This is a genomic window from Oceanobacillus sp. M60, assembly GCF_053839645.1.
On record NZ_JBSSNH010000002.1, the window covers coordinates 629854 to 647883 of the forward strand.

Sequence of the window (18030 nt, forward strand, 5' to 3'; positions counted from 1 at the left end):
TTATTATATATTATTCATGCTCGCTTAACCACTCGCTGAGTGCATCTAATTCTTCACCTGCAAGTTGAGGGAAAGCCGGCATGCCTCCGTCAGTTCCATTTTCAATGATATCAGCAATTTCTTCTTGAGAATAAGTGCTTCCAACTTGTGTTAAATCAGGAGCAGAACCACTTGCTAAATCTTGACCATGACAGCTGGCACAATTGGATTGGAAAACCTCTTCTCCAGCATCAGCACTGGTAGACTCGCCGCCTTCTTCTCCTCCTTCTGCCTCTTCTGTCTGTTCTCCACCATTTTCTTCAGCATCTTGAATAGCCTGTCTTTGATCAATACCAATTACAGAAATAATAATGACAGCTATCAGCCCCAGCCCGGCAATAATTGCATATGGTATAACCGGATTCTTTTTCATTACGCTTCCTCCTTATGTAATCCAAATATTATAAATTAATACTACTATTAGTTTACTCGAAATCTAAAAATTTTTAAAGGATTATCCAAGATATTTAAAAAAAACGACAAAAGTGATGATTCCTATAGTCAAAGCTGCTCCCAAATAACGAATAACAGGCAGCTTTTTCAAATATCCAAAAACAATCCATCCAATGCCATTGGCAGTAATCATAAAATTATTATAAGCTCCTAATCCAAAAGTATCCATTATACAAATAGAAAGCTGCAACACATATAACAATTGAATAGATATAAATAAATAACGATAACGTCGTGATGCATTCTTTCCAGTTCCTGACCAGATTAGAATATTTATAAAGAAAACAAAACTTAAAATACCTGCCCCGACAGAGCCGGCTAATTGATAATAATAATCTAAAAAGATAACGCTTACCAATATCATCAACATCATGGTAAAATGAAGCTTTTTCCATGTAGATAGCCAATTTTTATTTTTATTGGTTATTTCTATTTCTCCGCCTTTAGTATATAATGCTAATAAAAAATCACATTGTTCTTCCGGCAATAAACGATTCTCTTTCCACTTTAAAATTTCCTGGATAATCAATTGGTTTTTTTCATGATTATTCATAAACCCACCCCGGAAGCGTCACCATTTAAATGTTAAAAAAAGCAAAATCTTATTTTATGGACTTTTGAATATTCTTTATGAATTCATATAAAACAATAATTGGAATACGCAAGCCGTTAAACGGGAACTTGCATATTCCAGTATTCAGAATGAACTTATTTCAGTATAACACCTTAATCAAGGAAGTCTTTCAATCGCTTGCTTCGGCTTGGGTGTCTTAATTTACGTAATGCTTTCGCTTCGATTTGGCGGATACGTTCTCTGGTTACCCCAAATACTTTCCCTACTTCTTCAAGTGTTCTCGTTCTTCCATCATCTAATCCAAACCGCAGACGAAGCACATTTTCTTCTCTGTCTGTCAATGTGTCTAATACATCTTCCAGCTGTTCTTTCAGTAATTCGTAAGCTGCATGATCGGATGGAGAGATTGCTTCCTGATCCTCAATGAAATCACCTAGATGTGAATCGTCTTCTTCTCCGATTGGTGTTTCTAAAGATACAGGTTCTTGAGCGATTTTTAGAATGTCGCGCACCTTATCCGGGCTTAATTCCATTTCTTCGCCGATTTCCTCCGGTGTCGGTTCACGTCCCAGATCCTGCAGCAGAGAGCGCTGTACACGGATTAATTTATTAATGGTTTCCACCATATGAACCGGGATACGAATGGTACGGGCCTGGTCCGCGATTGCACGGGTAATTGCCTGTCTAATCCACCAGGTTGCGTAGGTACTGAATTTAAACCCTTTGCGGTAGTCAAATTTCTCAACAGCTTTGATCAGACCCATATTTCCTTCTTGAATCAAATCGAGGAAAAGCATCCCCCGTCCAACATAGCGTTTTGCGATGCTGACAACGAGACGAAGATTGGCTTCCGCTAACCTTCTCTTTGCTTCGATATCTCCCTCTTCAATTCGGGAAGCGAGTTCAATTTCTTCTGCTGCAGAAAGCAGGTCTACTCTGCCGATTTCTTTTAAATACATACGGACCGGGTCATTGATCTTTATCCCTAAAGGAACACTGAGATCATTCAGGTTGATTTCTTCTTCTTTTGCGATTTTCTGCATCTCGGGGTCATCCTCAGACTCACCTAACACATCGACACCCTGTTCTTCCAGATACTCATAAAACTCATCCATTTGTTCGGGTTCCATGTCAAAATTAGATAAACCGTCAGCCACTTCTTCATACGCAAGTGTACCGCGTTTCTTACCCATGTCAACCAATTTTTCTTTTGCTTGCTCTAATGTCAGTTCGGGTTCTTTCATATGCGAAGGTTTTTGTTCGGCCATGAGTCCCCCTCCTTCCAAATTGTTGAATTATTTTTCGTTATTTTGCTTCTGCAGCCGGATTAACTCCATTGCCAAGCGGGCAGCCTCCAATGGATCATTTTTCTGCTCCGCTTTCCTTTGCTGCTCTTTTAAGCTTTTTTTCGCCGGACTTTGATCCGCCTCCCGATGAATCATTCGCAGATAGTCATCGATTTCTTCCTCTGTACTATGCTGGACATCGCTGGACATCGCCAATTCAATGACTTGATTCTTTAAATGTTCATCAGACAGTCTCTCCATAAATAAACTAATATCTGGTGAATTACCTTCTTCATAAAAAGCATATAAATGTGTTGCAACAATTTTATGGTCATTTACATTAAATCCCGCTCCAAGCTCATATTGTACTTTTTCAGCTATATAGGCATCCTGAAGCATATAGGATAAAATTCTTTTTTCAGCATTAACATATGCCGGAAATAACTTTTTCTTATTTGCAGGTACATATGGCTTAGTATAACTCTTATCACGCTGATTATCCTTCGCGGAAGGCTGGCTTTTCTGATACTGAGCCAGCTGGCTCATCAAGGTATCTACAGACAAATCAAATTCCTTATGCAATTCCTGAATATAATATTCCCGTTCCAGCGCACTCTCAATCATAGAAAGTTCTTTTAAAACGCGCTCGATATACTCAATACGCTCACTTTCCAGCTGCAGATTGAAGTGTCTGCGCTGATATCGCATGAAGAAACTCATATAACTGTCACTTGTGCGCAGAACCCTTTCTTTAAAAGCTTCGCCTCCATGCTCCCGGACGTAGCTGTCCGGGTCTTCCTCTGCATCCAAATTGGCAATACGGACATCACAGCCGACCGACCGCAATAGAAGTGCCGACTTATAACGGGCTTCTATCCCTGCACTATCCCCATCAAAACAAATAATAACCGTATCGACATAGCGGTTTAAAAGCTTTGCCTGCGTTTCTGTCAAAGCGGTCCCCATCGTAGCCACTACATTTTTCACGCCAGCCTGATAAACAGAAATAACATCCATATAGCCTTCCATTAAAACAGCTTCATTTTCTTTTCGGATATGGCGCTTTGCCAAGTCAAAATTATATAAAAGCTTACTTTTTTGAAAAAGTTCGCCTTCCGAGCTATTTAAATATTTCGGACCGCTGTCATCATGCATTGCTCTGCCGCCAAAACCGACAGTGCGCCCCAATGCATTCCGTATAGGGAAAATAATTCTGCCGCGAAAACGGTCGATGACTTCATTATTATCGTTTCCTGCTAAAATACCGCTTTTCAAAAGCAATGGTTTAGAATATCCTTTTTGTGTAAGAAACTTCGCTGTGAAATCGCGCTTATCCGGAGCATATCCAATTTGGAATTCTTCTAACGTCTCCTTCGTAAGCCCGCGGCTTTTTAGATACTCTAATCCATCCTTCCCATCTTTTTGATACTTTATGAGATGATGATATAATTTTGTCAACCATTCATACGCAGAGAGCATCTGCTCTGTTTCCTCTGATAAAGAAGTTTCTTTGGGAATGGATGCTGTCGGCAGCTCTACACCGCTTCGGTCAGCTAAATATTTCAGCGCCTCATAAAATGTGAAATTTTCCATTTCCATTAGAAACGAGAATACATTTCCGCCTTTTCCGCAGCCAAAGCAATGAAAAATCTGTTTATCCTGGGTAACTGAAAATGAGGGTGTATTTTCGCCATGAAAGGGACATAGACCAAAATAGTTTTTACCTTGTTTTTTTAATTGAATGTACTCTCCAATGACATCGACAATATCATTGGTTTTTTTCACTTCCTCAATAATTGGTTCAGGTATTTGATTAGCCATGTTTACCACCAACTATTCTATTTGATTTTATAGGATGCTAAAACACATTTTAGAGAGATTATGCAAAATCCTCCTTTTTAAACTTAGTTGCTCCATTTTTCATGATTCGACATATTTTTTTCTTATTCTCAAAAAAAATAGCCTTAACATAGATTCTACAAAGGATACATAGATTCCTTCTTTTTCAGAGCAAATTATGATTAAAATTGCATTTTATTTAAATCTGCTCATACGATTTACCATTATAATATATTTTTTAATAGATTTCTATTAATTTGTATATAAATCTATGGAACAAAGAAAAACATTCCGTGAGAGTTGCGTACAGAATGCTTTTCCTACCATTTTTATCCTGAAAATATACTGTTATTATATCTCTTGCAAAGCTTTAAAATGATTATTATTGTCTGCTTTGCCACATTCTAATAATCTGGTTTGCTGTTTCTTCCACTGCTTTATGAGACACGTCAATAACAGGACAGCCAATTTTTTCAACGACATCATTAAAAAATTCGAGCTCCTGTTCAATTCTGCTTACATTTGCATACGTTGCCTGATCTCCCAGTCCCAGCGCTTTTAAACGTTCCTTCCGAATGCCATTCAATTTTTCTGAAGAGATACGTAAACCAATACATTTTTTAGGGTCGACCATCATCAGCTCTTCCGGCGGGTCTACCTCTGGAACAATCGGAACATTTGCTACTTTAAAGCGTTTGTGTGCCAAGAATTGAGACAGTGGCGTTTTGGAGGTTCTGGAAACACCTATCAATACGATATCGGCACGGGTGATGCCCCGCGTATCTCTCCCGTCATCGTATTTAACAGCAAACTCAATCGCTTCAATCTTTTTGAAATAATCTTCGTCCAGTTTATGAACAAGTCCTGCCTCTAAACGGGGCTGATCACTAAAAACACGCTCCATGGCGTCCATAGTCGGACCCATGATATCAATTGCTTCAATATCCAGTTCAGCTGCACGCTTGTTTAAATGCGCTCGCAATTCTGGATTAACCAGTGTAAAACCGATAAGACTTGAATTCAATTTTGCCTGTTGTAAGAATTCATCAATCGTTCCTTTATCTTCTACATAAGGAATACGCTGAATTTTATAATCCCCGCTTTTGAATTGGCTTAAGCCTGCTTTAATTACCAGCTCGGCCGTTTCTCCAACAGAATCAGATAACACATAAATAACTTGCTGCTCCTTCATCTCGACATCCTCCCCTTAGCACCTAAAAAATTATATTGTATCTTCCATTGTTAATTCAACCAACAGTTTCGTCATCGTTGTTTTTGTAATACGGCCGATAACCTCTAGACCATTTTCGGTATCTTTTACTACAGGGACACCATCGATCTGCTTGGATATAAGCTGATGAGCTACATCGACCAGCAGGTCATTTTTTCGGCAAACAGTTATATTAGGCATTCTTGTCATAATAATCGGTACAGGGATAGAGTTCAGGTCCTGCCTGCCCATACTTGAACGCAGCAAATCCTTTCGGGAAAGAACTCCCACCAAGCATGAATTTTCATCGACAACAAAAAGTGTGCCGACATCTTCTAAGAACATCGTTGATATTGCATCGTATACTGATACCTTCTCATTTACAGCTACTGGGACCTGCTGAAATTCATGAACCTTATACCGCTTTATCTTTTCTGTCAGCAATTCTGAACCTGTTTTACCTGTATAAAAGTAGCCAACACGAGGACGTGCGTCTAAAAAACCAGCCATCGTCAGAATAGCCAGGTCCGGTCTCAATGTGGCCCGGGTCAGCGCCAGCTGGTCCGCTATTTGCTCCCCCGTGATGGGACCGTCTGCTTTTACTATTTCTATAATCCGCTGCTGTCTTTTCGATAAGTCCACTTTTTCACCACCTAAACTGCCGCATTATTTGCAAATAAATAATAAATAGGATGCTTTCCAGATATCAGCTGCATCAAATTTGGCATATTGAAGGATAATGTACCATGCTTTTCATATTTAAAGCATGGTACCTTCATTACTATTCGACTCTATTCACTAAAAAACCTTTTTTTAAGAGAGAAAACCTTTTTAAACATCCTCTAAAATGAAGAAAGTGTAAAATTGTTTAGATTAATTGTCGTCATCGCAGAAGTCTTCCTATATTTCTATGCATGCTGCTTCCACGCTATTTTTCGTAAATCCGCATATTGCAAAATAAGCATAGAAAGCTCATGAATCATAGATAGACGATTTTTTCTTACTTCTTCATTATCGTCCATAATCATATTATGATCAAAGAATGCGTGGATATTATCAGCAAGATCCGCAAGAAGCTGTAATGCCGCTTCACTGTTTTGTGCCTCTAAATGTGCAGCATAATTTGATTTCACAGATTTCACAGCATCGTATAATGCTTGTTCTGATTCTGTTTGGATAAGCGCAGCGTCTGCTTCATGGTTTTTATCCTCTACCTTATTTTCCAGATTCAGAACACGCACCAGCGCCTCCTGTGAGTTTTTAAAAGCTTCATCTGCTTTTTTCACAGATAAAACATGTGCTTTATCTACTGCAAAATGAAATACGCCAAGCTGATTGTCTGTAATTGCATGAATAATATCTGATTCTACGTTCTCTTCACGGAGCAAATAGGCAGCACGGGAGCCAAAAAATGTGCGCAAATCATCATTCGCAGAGGCATTTACAGTTAAACCGGCATCCGCTAATACAGATAAAGTATAGTTAATGAGTGATTCTACTGTCACATCCCAATGCTGATCCTGCAAAATACGTAAAATTCCCGTTGCCTGTCTTCGTAAACCATATGGATCCTGTGAACCGCTCGGGATAAGTCCGACACTGATACAGCCGGCAATGGTATCCATCTTATCTGCAATACTCAGTACGGCGCCGACTGTTGTTGCAGGGAGTTCACCGTGAGACTGTTTTGGTAAATAATGTTCACGTATGGCTTGAGAAACTTCCTTTGTTTCTCCAAAATATGCAGCATATTTCTCGCCCATTACGCCCTGTAATTCCGTAAATTCATTTACCATATTGGTCATTAAATCGAATTTGCTGATTTCTGCAGCTCGGGCAATCTCTTTTCCTTCTTTTAAAGCAAGTTCTTCAGCTAAATGACTCGCAATTTTTTTAACCCGGTTTACTTTGTCTGTATACGTACCCAGCTTTTCCTGAAATACAACTCTGGTCAGCTTCTCCTGGAAGAAATCAATTGAAAGTTTTTTGTCCTCTTCAAAGAAAAACTCTGCGTCCGCAAGACGCGCGCGAAGTACCTTCTCATTTCCCCGGATGACGGTTTCCAATTCGTAATCATCACCGTTTCTTACTCCTACAAATTTAGGCAGCAGCTCTCCGTCTCGTTCTACCGGGAAATAACGCTGGTGCTCGGCCATAGACGTAATAAGTACTTCTTTGGGCAGAGCAAGGAAAGAATCTGCGAAACTGCCTACGAAAGCAGTCGGATATTCTACAAGGTTTTTCACTTCATTTAAAAGCTCTGTATCCACCGGAATCTGAAATCCATTTTTGGTTTGCAGTGTATCCAGCTGCTCTACAATTTTCTCTTTACGTTTTTCAGCATTTGCAATGACATAATTCTCATTTAACAGCTGTTCGTATTGCTTGGGTTCCCCTATGGTCAGCTTGTCGCTGAGAAAACGATGTCCGTAGGTGAAATTACTTGTTTTCACATGCGCAATCTCAAAAGGAATCACTTTATTTCCATAAAGTGCTACCAGCCAGCGGATCGGTCTGGCGTAGCGCAATGTTTCATTTGCCCAGCGCATATTTTTCCCAAATGTGATGGACTCAATAATATCCTTAAATTCCGGGAGTAACGATTGCACTGTTTTTCCTTCGATGAATTTTTTTACATAGATATAGGAAGTTCCCTTGACCTCTTTGATATAAATATCATCGGTTGTTTTTCCCTGACCTCTGGTAAATCCTTGCGCGGCCTTTGTCCAATTTCCCTCATCATCTTTGGCAATCTTTAAAGCAGGTCCTTTTGCTTCCTCTTCTATGGATACCTGATTTTCTGCCACTTCTTCTATAAGGACAGCCAATCTTCGCGGCGTTGAGAAGGAGACAGCAGACGAATAGGAAATGCGCTGTTCATCCAGCCATTTGATTGTTTTATCCAATACTTGTGCTTCTGCATCATCTATAAATCGAGCAGGCAGCTCCTCTAATCCAATTTCAATCAATACATCCTGTGCCACTCTAGTTTGCCTCCTTTTTCAACATCGGAAAACCTAATTTTTCACGTTCTTGTACATAAATTTTTGAAATACTGCGGGCGAGATTACGAATTCGGCTGATATAGCCTGTTCTTTCTGTTACAGAAATAACCCCTTTTGCATCCAGCAGGTTGAAGGTATGTGAACATTTTAAAACATAATCATATGCCGGGAAGACAAGCCCTTTCTCCATGGCTGCTTTGGCCTCTTGTTCATATTTCGTAAATAAATCAAATAACATATCCGTATTGGATGCTTCAAATGTATAGACAGAATGCTCATATTCCGGCTGATAGAAAATATCACGAAGAGTCACTCCATTATTCCACTCTAAATCAAATACATTTTCTTTATCTTGGATATATGAAGCCAACCGCTCAATCCCGTATGTTAATTCGACCGTTACCGGATTTGCTTCCAAACCGCCGATTTGCTGGAAATAGGTAAACTGTGTGATTTCCATCCCGTCCAGCCATACTTCCCAGCCCAGACCGGCTGCGCCAAGCGTCGGGTTTTCCCAGTTATCCTCTACGAAGCGGATATCATGCTTAAGCGGATCAATCCCTAATTTTTCCAAGGACTCTAAATACAGTTCCTGAATATTCTCAGGAGATGGCTTCATGATTACCTGAAATTGATGATGCTGATACAGACGATTCGGATTTTTCCCATATCTGCCATCCGCCGGTCGTCTGGAAGGCTCTACATAGGCAACATTCCACGGCTCTGGTCCCAAGCTTCGCAGCAATGTCATAGGAGACATCGTTCCTGCACCTTTTTCAGTGTCATATGCCTGCATTAAAATACAATTTTGATCTGACCAATGATTTTGCAATGTTAAAATCATTTCTTGAATATTCATTTACTCCACTCCTTTAATGGATCGAAATTTACTGTAAGTATTTCCTTTGGTGATGATAAAAAACCTCATTATAGCCACGCTATCAGCTGAAAACCTAAAAAGCCGTCCCTATGTCTGCTTGAACGACAGACATAGGGACGGCTTAAACCGCGGTTCCACCCTACTTGCTCTCCATAACAAGAGCCTCTTTTTCATACTGCTCCGAAGTTCCTTCCAAAAGCCTCTATACATCCGGCTCGCACCAATCCCGGACTCGCTTATTACAGAATATGCTTCCGTACTTCTCTTCATCATTGCAGTTATCATGTAATTATCAACTTGTATAAAATTAAAATACGTTAATTTATGTACAAATCATACTCCATTACCCTGCAGCTTGTCAATTAATTCTTAAACAAATCGAGCTGATCCAGAAACTTGCGGGATTTAATATAATATCCGCCATAGCGTTCATAATAAGCTTTTAAAATAGCCTGAAACATTTTCACATTGTCCGGTTTCATTTGAATTGTTCCGATACGCTCTAATCCTGCTTCAGAAAAGAGATAGAGAAGCTTTGCCAGTTTCGGCGCAAGCTCGATTGCTTCCAGATCCAGATGACGGCATTTCGGACACAGGAAACCGCCCTCCACTACAGAAAACACAAAAGGCTGCTGCGTCGACCCGCAATTGATACATTGATTTAACACTGGAGCGAATCCAGCTTTTTTATAAAGTTTTAATTCATACATCATTATCGGGATTTCAGCCTGATCATTCTCTTCAATCCAAGCTATAGTCTGTTGAAATTGATCGAATAGGTACGGATCTATATTTTGGTTTTCCAGCAGCTTATCTGTAAGCTCTGCAATATAGGAGCAATAAGCCGTCTTCACAAAATCCTCGCGTATCTTACGATGGGAGTTTAATAATTCTCCCTGTTGAATCGTACTCAATCCGCTTCCAAGATAAACAAAAAAACGGGCAAAAACGAATGGCTGAGTAACTGCAGCCATTCGACTTTTTGGTTTTTTTGCACCTTTTGCCAGAGCTTGGAATTTACCAAACTTTCCGCTGTAGATAGTCACTAATTTATGTGTTTCACCATAATCTTTTGTTTTTAATACCATACCATCTATCTGTTCCAGCACGTAAAATCACCCGCCCTCATTTGTTATCACAGTTTCACTAAATTCCTTCAGGGAGATGAAAAATCCCCGGCTGAATAAGCTTCACTTTATCGCAGGAATTATCATGCTTCAAGCGACATGGTTACAAAGATGGCAAATCTATACCGTCACCCATAGAAGATTGGGTATTTTCATTTTGTCTTTTTTCCTGACTTAATTGTCCTTGCTGCTCTAGTTCTTTTAATAATAAATAGGTTTCAATGTTTCCTGTTTGATAAAACAAATTCCATGTTGCATCTAACACAAGAAACCCCACCTTTCTAATTATTTTTTTGCTGTAACTGACTCATCACAAATAGAAAAGAAAAAACTTTTCTATTTACTTCTCAAGTGCAACCAAGCATTTTCTAAAGCTTTGACTTTACTGCAGAAGGGATTCTAAGAATACGAAATCCGGTTTTAAGACTTCCTTTAACGAATAAGACGTTTTTCTGACGAAAGAGGACAGCCTGACATGAATGCCCCGCTTCTTTTATAGGTTGGTTCGATTTGACGTTTTCATTAGTATAAAATATTACCATCTTTAAGAGGATATTCAAAAAACGAATCAAAACAGCGTATCCGGTCTGCCATATCTTTTAATATTCATCAAGCCGGAAGCCATATTCATGTAATTGATTCTGTTTATTTCTCCAATCCTTCTTCACTTTCACCCAAAGTTCTAAATATACCTTAGACCCAAGCAATGCTTCGATATCGCAGCGTGATTGCTGGCCGATTTTTTTCAGCATACCGCCCTGCTTGCCAATCAAAATACCTTTTTGAGAGCTTCTTTCCGTAACAATCGTTGCTTGTACCAATAATTTATCATTTTCGTTCTTCTCTATATTTTCAATGACAACGGCAATCGAATGCGGAATCTCTTCCTTCGTATGATGCAATACTTTTTCGCGGATAAGCTCAGAAATAACAAACCTTTCCGGATGATCCGTGATTTGATCTTCCGGATAATATTGCGGACCTTCCGGCAATTGCTTAGCGAGCACCTCTAGTAAATGATCTACATTATTCCCTTCCAATGCAGAAATAGGAATAATTTCCTCAAATTCATAAAAATCCTTATATTGATTAATCAGCTGCATAAGCTTTTCCGGTTGAATCTTATCGATTTTATTAATGATCAGATATACCGGCTGTTTTATTTTTTGAAGCAAATCAATAATATATTGGTCCCCGCGGCCGTAACCTTCATCCGCATTAATCATAAATAAAATATGATCTACTTCATTCAAGGTATTCTCTGCCACCTGTACCATAAAATCTCCTAATCGGTGCTTCGGTTTATGAATTCCCGGTGTATCAATGAAAATCATTTGATATTCCTTTGTTGTCAAAACACCTTGTATTTTATTTCGTGTTGTTTGTGCCTTATCACTCATAATAGCGATCTTTTGACCAATCACCCGGTTCATGAATGTTGATTTTCCAACATTTGGTCTGCCTATAATAGCAATAAAGCCTGATTTGAAATTATTTGTCATGCTGTTTTCCTCCGAATTTCTATTCTTGATTAGGCGAGAGGACTCCCAACCTCAAGGAATGTGCAGGGTAAAATCCAATGAGTAAATGAGAGATGAATCGCCTTTTTGCATTCACGAACTTAAGTTCGTATGTTATAATGTTCTTGAAAGACGCTCTTTGAAAACTGAACATTGCAGGTTGTGGCGAGAATCGTTGCTTTGCCACGTAAAATGTTCAAGCCAAATATGTCAGCCAAGGCACACAAATGTGTGAACCTCAGGTAAGCTGAAAAGTAGCCCCAAAGGCAGGACCAATGGGATAGCGGGGTTGGGTGTTTTTAGCACACCGATGTGTCAACTCCACTGGCGGTTAATCGTCATCTTGAAAGTCGACATCCCAGAAACCCACACTTCCAATTTCTTTAGAAATGAAGTGGCGGGAGTATTCATTGTTTGCTTACTTCCTATCATACTACATTTTTTAATTAGTTTCACTATATCGACAAAACCTTTAACAATCATACAATGAATTACAAAAAGGGAGGAGCTTGGTCAAGCTCCTCCCTTTTGACAGTTAATTTCAGACTTTCTTAACTGCATTAACGCAACACGGTTGCCGGCAAAAGGCCTGATGACAACCACATCTGCTAATAACGTTATAAAGCTGGATAATCGTTCAATAAACATTATTTTTATCATACTATTATATAAATTGCATTATTTTAGGACCAAAAATAAGTATTCCGACTACAACGGATATCAGCGCCGTCACGAGGACAACACCAGCTGCAATATCCTTTATTTCCTTTATTCTTTCATCATAACCCGGCTGAATAAAATCCATGACCCGCTCAATGACACTGTTTATCATTTCAGTGATAAGCACTAAACCAATGGTTAATAAAATAACCGCCCATTCGATGAGAGAAAGATGGAAAAAGAAGCCTGCTGCAACTACAATCGTCATAGCGGCAAGATGCAGCTGGAAATTCGACTCCTTTTTCACCACCGTTTTCAGCCCTGCCCAAGCATAACGGAATCCAACAACTCTTTTCTTATCTTTCAATGCCAAATGCACCTAAAATTTCGTCTTGTCTCTGAAACATTTCCTTCTCATCTTCTGCATTCATATGATCGTACCCAAGCAGGTGTAAGAATCCATGTAACGCTAAAAAGGCCAGCTCTCTCTCAAAGCTGTGATTGTATTCTTCCGCTTGCTCTTTGGCTTTATCTATCGAAATAATAATATCTCCCAGTACAACCGGCAGCCCTTCGCCAACAATTTCAAGTTCTTCGTCTTCCATTTCCTGCATTGCAAATGAAATAACATCCGTCGGTTTATCTTTATCCCGATAATCTCTGTTGATTACTTGAATTTGTTCATTATCCACAAAGCTGATTGAAATTTCCGCTTCAGCAGCTGTTTTTTCTTCTTTTCCGGCAAAGGTCAGCAGCTTTTCGACAAGCGCTCTATGTTCATCAGACACAGCATTGGTTTCATCCTGAAAATCAATAAGCATTATTTATCCCCTTCCTTCTTCGGATACTGAATTCTAGAATGGAAAATTCCTTTCAAAGAATCACAAACCGTATGTTGAATGATTTTTAACTCTTTTAATGTTAAAGGACTGTTATCTAATTGTCCATCTGAAATTTTGCCATTGATAATCGATGACACAATGGAATCAATCGTCTCCGGTGTCGGTTCCTGCAAGGAACGGACTGCCGGCTCGACAGAATCACAAATACAGACAATCGCCGTTTCCTTTGTTTCCGGCTTCGGCCCGGGATATCTGAAATCTGCTTCCTCTGTTTCCGAATTCAGCTCCTTTGCTTTCATATAGAAGAATTGCACTAAAGAATTCGAATGATGCTGCTTCGCAATATCAATGATTTCCTTAGGCATTTTATGCGCCTTTAACAAATTTGCTCCATCAGTTGTATGGCGAATAATAATATCTGCGCTTTCCTTAGGCGGCAATTTATCATGTGGATTTTTATTTGGCATCTGATTTTCAATGAAAAAGGCCGGCCGCACAGTTTTGCCAATATCATGATAGTAAGCGCCCACACGTGCCAGCAAACCATTTGCTCCCACCGCTTCACAGGCAGTCTCACTAATGTTGGCTACCATTACCGAATGATGATACGTTCCCGGCGCTTCCACCAGCAGCCGTTTTAACAGCGGCTGATTAGGATTAGATAATTGCAGGAGTTTCATATCTGTCAATATACCTAAAAAGCTTTCGAACAACGGCAATAATCCAATTGCCAAAATAGCTGAAAGGCAAGCTGCAACTATCCCTAAACCAAGGTATAAAAAGACATCGAACCACGTATATTTTTCAAAGGACAGGAATAGAAATAAGATAATGACAGCAGAATGAATTAAAATCAGTCCAATCGCTGTTTTTAAAATAACAAGGCGTTCACTTAATTTCTTCATTAACACAATTGCGGCGAGCTGAGAAAAAAGGAAATAGATAGCCGCTTCGACGTGCAGCATTCCGGCAATATAACTGTTAAACATAAATGCTGCTAAAATTGCATATAAGATACTGAGACGTACTGCTGAACGATCGCCGATTAATACTTTTAATAAAATAGCAATAGCTGCAATAGGTGTTACCAAATAGAGTGCATTTGACTGGTCAAAGAAATAACTTTGGATTTTCATAACAAAAATAGCCAGTGCACTTAACAGGGAAACAGCTACAATCGGCAGAAGGTTCCATTTCTTATCTTTTGCAATTTGCAGACATTCCATCCCGAAAAAGTATGCAATTATCGCTGCCAAAAATCCCAACGCCAGAATTGGGTAAATATTGCCCTCCTGTGATAATACGCCTACCAGCTCCAGCTGCTCGTAGATTTCATTTGTAATGGTCTGGCCTTCGCGAACAATGGTTTCACCGGCACGAATAACAACAGGATCCACAAGTGTTGCGGCGTCCTTCTTCTCTTGAGCCGTTGCCTCATAGTCAAAGAAAGCATTTTCTACGACCGCAAATTCTGCTAACTCCATTAAATCTTCCTGTAAACCTTCATTCATTTCCGAATAAGCTAAATCACGCTCTATATTGGTAATTCCAGATTGAATATTCTCTGCTCTGATACCTTGCTCTAATACGCTTTCCAAACTCTCGGAAAATACTGCCCCCGCTTCTTCCAAGTCCTCTTCCGGCTGCTGCAGCAAGGAAATGAGCACATCTTCCGAAATTTCTGAACGAATTTCTTCCGATAGTAACGCTCTTAATTCAACTGCTTCTTCTTCATATACCTCTTCTAAAGCTCCTTCATCATGTTCCGCGATGATGGTTAATACAGCGTCAAAAATTTCGTTTACATAATTTAATCGCTCCTCTGTCACCTCTTCGGAAATGCTGTACCGATCAGGAACGGCATTGACTGCTTCCCTGATTCGCTGATCCGTTTCTTGCTTATTTTCAATCGTTATCGGGGAACGTATTGTCTCTTCAGAAACAGCAAAACGCTGAATATCATATGTATCTGTACGTACATTATCTAATAACGTCAGAAAAACAAGTACTCCTATAATAAGAGCCGGGACAATCGCAATAAAGTATTTTCGATTATTTTTAAAAAAAGGAAGTATTTTCTTCCATCTTTTTTTCAACACCTTCACCTCCTCTTTTTATTTTACCACTTCCATCCAACGGATTGGGATGAAATTATCTAAAATTAAGTGAATTCCTTGATCATAGCAAAACAACAAAGTCACATACTGTTCACCTGATATTTTTACTTAATTTTCCATCATTAGCTCTAAAAAGCCTTTGAAAAACTTTGTCCATATGCAGCATGGATATCTAAACGTTAATCAGAGATTAATTTTATGATGAACAACAAGGATGAGACATTCTTTTGTCTCACCCTTCGTTCTCACTTTCTGTTTCGTAAGCATTTATTATTTTTTGAACGAGTGGGTGGCGCACTACGTCAGCAGCCTGCAAATGAACAAAGGCTAAGCCTTCGATTGGGCTAAGCATCCGCTCAGCAACCCTTAATCCGGATACGATACCTTTCGGGAGGTCTACTTGTGTCATATCTCCCGTAATAATCATTTTCGAGCCAAACCCTAAGCGCGTCAGAAACATTTTCATTTGAGCCGGTGTTGTATTCTGGGCTTCATCTAAAATAACAAAAGCATCGTCTAAGGTTCTGCCCCGCATATAGGCCAACGGCGCAATTTCAATCGTTTCCCTTTCAATTAAACGAGCTGTATGCTCTGTGCCTAATACATCATGCAAAGCATCGTACAATGGCCTTAAATAAGGATCTACCTTTTCCTTTAAATCACCTGGCAAAAACCCTAGGCTTTCACCGGCTTCGACTGCCGGCCTAGTTAAGATAATTTTTTTCACCAGTCCGTTCTTCATCGCATGAACGGCCATAACCACAGCCAGGTACGTTTTTCCTGTTCCTGCCGGGCCTATGCCAAAGACAAGATCCTTTGATTTGATTGCCTGGACATATTGTTTCTGTCCAAGTGTTTTTACACGAATGGACTTTCCTTTATAGTTCTTTGTAATTTCATCTTCAAATAACGTTTCAAACTGTTTTATCTTACCTTTTTTTGCCAAGTCTACAGCATAGACAACATCCCGTTCCGAAACTGTCTGTCCTTTCCGGATAACGCTTAAAATAGTCAGCAGAATCTCTTGTACTAACTGCACTGCTTGATTCTCTCCAGAAACGCGGATGGATTCGCCTCTGGATATAATGTCTACATCAAGTAAAGCTTCCAGCTGTTTTAAATGTTTATCATTTGTACCAAATAAAGCAAGTGCTTCATTGGCACCTTCTAATTGTAAATCAATATCCACTAAGTTTTCGGGCATAATCAGTCTCCTTGAATAATAAGTTCTTCTTTTACAATATTTTCTTCTACCGAAAGATATAAGACTAATTCAACTTTACCATGCTCTATATGTTCATGTAAAATTTTTTCTGATAATACCGTCGCTTCTGGCCCCAGTTCATTTAATAATTGTATTTTAGCCTGCTCCACCCCTGCCTTAATTGCTTCCTCATTGGATCGCTCTTCATCTGTTTTTTCTGTCTCACTAATTTCACTGGAAACATAAGAGAAAGGAAGCTCCCATTTTAAAAAATGAATGGGCTGTTCTTTCCGCTCCTCTTGTGAATGGGAATAATCAGGGTTTTTAAATCCCCAAAATGGAAGCTGTACATCACCAAAACGCAAATAATGCTTCGTTTTCTGATTTCCTGTTATCTCTTCTGTCTGGTATTGAAGTGGCACAGTGACATGAACTTCATACCACGTATTTGCCAACACCTCTGCTTCTGCAGCAATTGGTTTGTCCGGGTCTTCTTCCGTTTCTGTATTATCTTCTCCTTCCTCCGTATTTAATTTACCAGACACTAATATTTTCCCCGGAACCACGTAATCATTCACACTTACTTCAGCTCGTCCTCTAGAAACATACATATTAGTGATAACGCCTTTTTTCGTTGCCACTAAATTTCTTGGTTCTCCAGGGGGGATTTCCTCCACAATCGTTTTTTCAACAGCCTCCAGATGCAATGAGGTCCCTTGAAGCTGAACGCCTGTCCAGAGCAGCTCCGGAACTTCATTTAAGAGCTGGCGTTGGATATCTTTTGGAGTAGCAAGAGAGAATAACCAGACACCGGGATACACTCCAAACGCCTCCAGCTCTGTTTCTATTTTTTCTTCAATTTCTTTTGGCACGCCAGTGATATGAACAGACCATAATAAATTAGACAAAATGAAAAAAAATAAAAAACCAGTAAAAATACCAGCAAGTAAGAATTTTTTTCGGCTGAGCCTCGAAAGAAAAAAAGGAAAGCCTTTTTGACCGGCAAAGGAAACTTTATACAAAGAGTTTCTCCTTAACTTTCTTAAGGCTCCCAAATCTTTAAACATAATTGTAGCCTCACAGCACGCAGCATCTATTTTTTTTACATCCCAAATAGGGATGCCCTTGCTGGCACATTTTTGCAGAAATAATTCCGGTTTGACACCTTTCACACGAACAGTAACGTAAGCACGTATCGACGGCGGATTTTGTTTTTTCATTTCAACCTCCCATTGCTTATCTGCTATCCTGAACTTTACATAAAATCATGCTGC

General features: G+C 39.4%; 17 protein-coding genes. All 17 read right to left on the reverse strand.

Annotation, left to right across the window (positions count from 1 at the left end):
- Positions 1-10: 10 nt before the first annotated feature.
- Positions 11-412 carry a c-type cytochrome gene (locus ACW0TQ_RS07315; protein WP_042534806.1) on the reverse strand — a complete coding sequence of 134 codons (402 nt, stop codon included), beginning with the start codon at positions 410-412 and terminating at the stop codon, positions 11-13.
- Between the two features lie 81 nt (positions 413-493).
- Positions 494-1045: a hypothetical protein gene (locus ACW0TQ_RS07320; protein WP_052485090.1), complete on the reverse strand. Its 552-nt coding sequence runs from the start codon at positions 1043-1045 to the stop codon at positions 494-496.
- A gap of 173 nt (positions 1046-1218) precedes the next feature.
- Positions 1219-2334, reverse strand: a complete 1116-nt coding sequence (rpoD, locus tag ACW0TQ_RS07325; RefSeq protein WP_042534808.1) for an RNA polymerase sigma factor RpoD — start codon at positions 2332-2334, stop codon at positions 1219-1221.
- Between the two features lie 27 nt (positions 2335-2361).
- Positions 2362-4173 carry a DNA primase gene (gene dnaG, locus ACW0TQ_RS07330; protein WP_455725454.1) on the reverse strand — a complete coding sequence of 604 codons (1812 nt, stop codon included), beginning with the start codon at positions 4171-4173 and terminating at the stop codon, positions 2362-2364.
- Between the two features lie 400 nt (positions 4174-4573).
- Positions 4574-5383 (reverse strand): pyruvate, water dikinase regulatory protein, encoded by an 810-nt coding sequence (locus ACW0TQ_RS07335; protein ID WP_042534812.1) that lies wholly within the window; start codon positions 5381-5383, stop codon positions 4574-4576.
- A 30-nt stretch (positions 5384-5413) separates the two neighbouring features.
- Entirely contained in the window at positions 5414-6043 is a 630-nt protein-coding gene (gene ccpN / locus ACW0TQ_RS07340) for a transcriptional regulator CcpN (protein WP_455725455.1), read from the reverse strand.
- A 266-nt stretch (positions 6044-6309) separates the two neighbouring features.
- A complete protein-coding gene (gene glyS, locus ACW0TQ_RS07345) occupies positions 6310-8385 on the reverse strand; it encodes a glycine--tRNA ligase subunit beta (RefSeq protein ID WP_455725456.1) in 2076 nt (691 codons plus the stop codon).
- Position 8386: 1 nt separating this feature from the next.
- A complete protein-coding gene (glyQ, locus tag ACW0TQ_RS07350) occupies positions 8387-9265 on the reverse strand; it encodes a glycine--tRNA ligase subunit alpha (RefSeq protein WP_042534818.1) in 879 nt (292 codons plus the stop codon).
- A 383-nt stretch (positions 9266-9648) separates the two neighbouring features.
- Positions 9649-10395, reverse strand: coding sequence for a DNA repair protein RecO (gene recO / locus ACW0TQ_RS07355; protein ID WP_256704813.1), 747 nt, complete (start codon positions 10393-10395; stop codon positions 9649-9651).
- A 121-nt stretch (positions 10396-10516) separates the two neighbouring features.
- Positions 10517-10678 carry a YqzL family protein gene (locus tag ACW0TQ_RS07360; protein ID WP_139089150.1) on the reverse strand — a complete coding sequence of 54 codons (162 nt, stop codon included), beginning with the start codon at positions 10676-10678 and terminating at the stop codon, positions 10517-10519.
- 334 nt (positions 10679-11012) lie between these two features.
- Positions 11013-11915, reverse strand: coding sequence for a GTPase Era (gene era / locus ACW0TQ_RS07365; protein WP_455725457.1), 903 nt, complete (start codon positions 11913-11915; stop codon positions 11013-11015).
- Positions 11916-12446: 531 nt separating this feature from the next.
- Complete coding sequence (locus tag ACW0TQ_RS07370; protein WP_281422728.1) at positions 12447-12581, reverse strand: hypothetical protein; 135 nt, start codon at positions 12579-12581, stop codon at positions 12447-12449.
- Between the two features lie 16 nt (positions 12582-12597).
- On the reverse strand, positions 12598-12960 hold the full coding sequence (locus tag ACW0TQ_RS07375; protein WP_042534824.1) for a diacylglycerol kinase family protein: 363 nt from the start codon (positions 12958-12960) through the stop codon (positions 12598-12600).
- Complete coding sequence (gene ybeY, locus ACW0TQ_RS07380; protein ID WP_042534826.1) at positions 12950-13414, reverse strand: rRNA maturation RNase YbeY; 465 nt, start codon at positions 13412-13414, stop codon at positions 12950-12952. Before ybeY ends, ACW0TQ_RS07375 begins: the two co-directional genes overlap by 11 nt.
- Positions 13414-15531 carry an HD family phosphohydrolase gene (locus ACW0TQ_RS07385; RefSeq protein WP_052485091.1) on the reverse strand — a complete coding sequence of 706 codons (2118 nt, stop codon included), beginning with the start codon at positions 15529-15531 and terminating at the stop codon, positions 13414-13416. The genes ybeY and ACW0TQ_RS07385 overlap by 1 nt, the downstream gene beginning before the upstream one ends.
- Positions 15532-15784: 253 nt before the next feature.
- Positions 15785-16756 (reverse strand): PhoH family protein, encoded by a 972-nt coding sequence (locus ACW0TQ_RS07390; RefSeq protein ID WP_042534828.1) that lies wholly within the window; start codon positions 16754-16756, stop codon positions 15785-15787.
- Positions 16757-16758: 2 nt separating this feature from the next.
- Complete coding sequence (gene yqfD / locus ACW0TQ_RS07395; RefSeq protein ID WP_455725458.1) at positions 16759-17976, reverse strand: sporulation protein YqfD; 1218 nt, start codon at positions 17974-17976, stop codon at positions 16759-16761.
- Between the last annotated feature and the right edge of the window lie 54 nt (positions 17977-18030).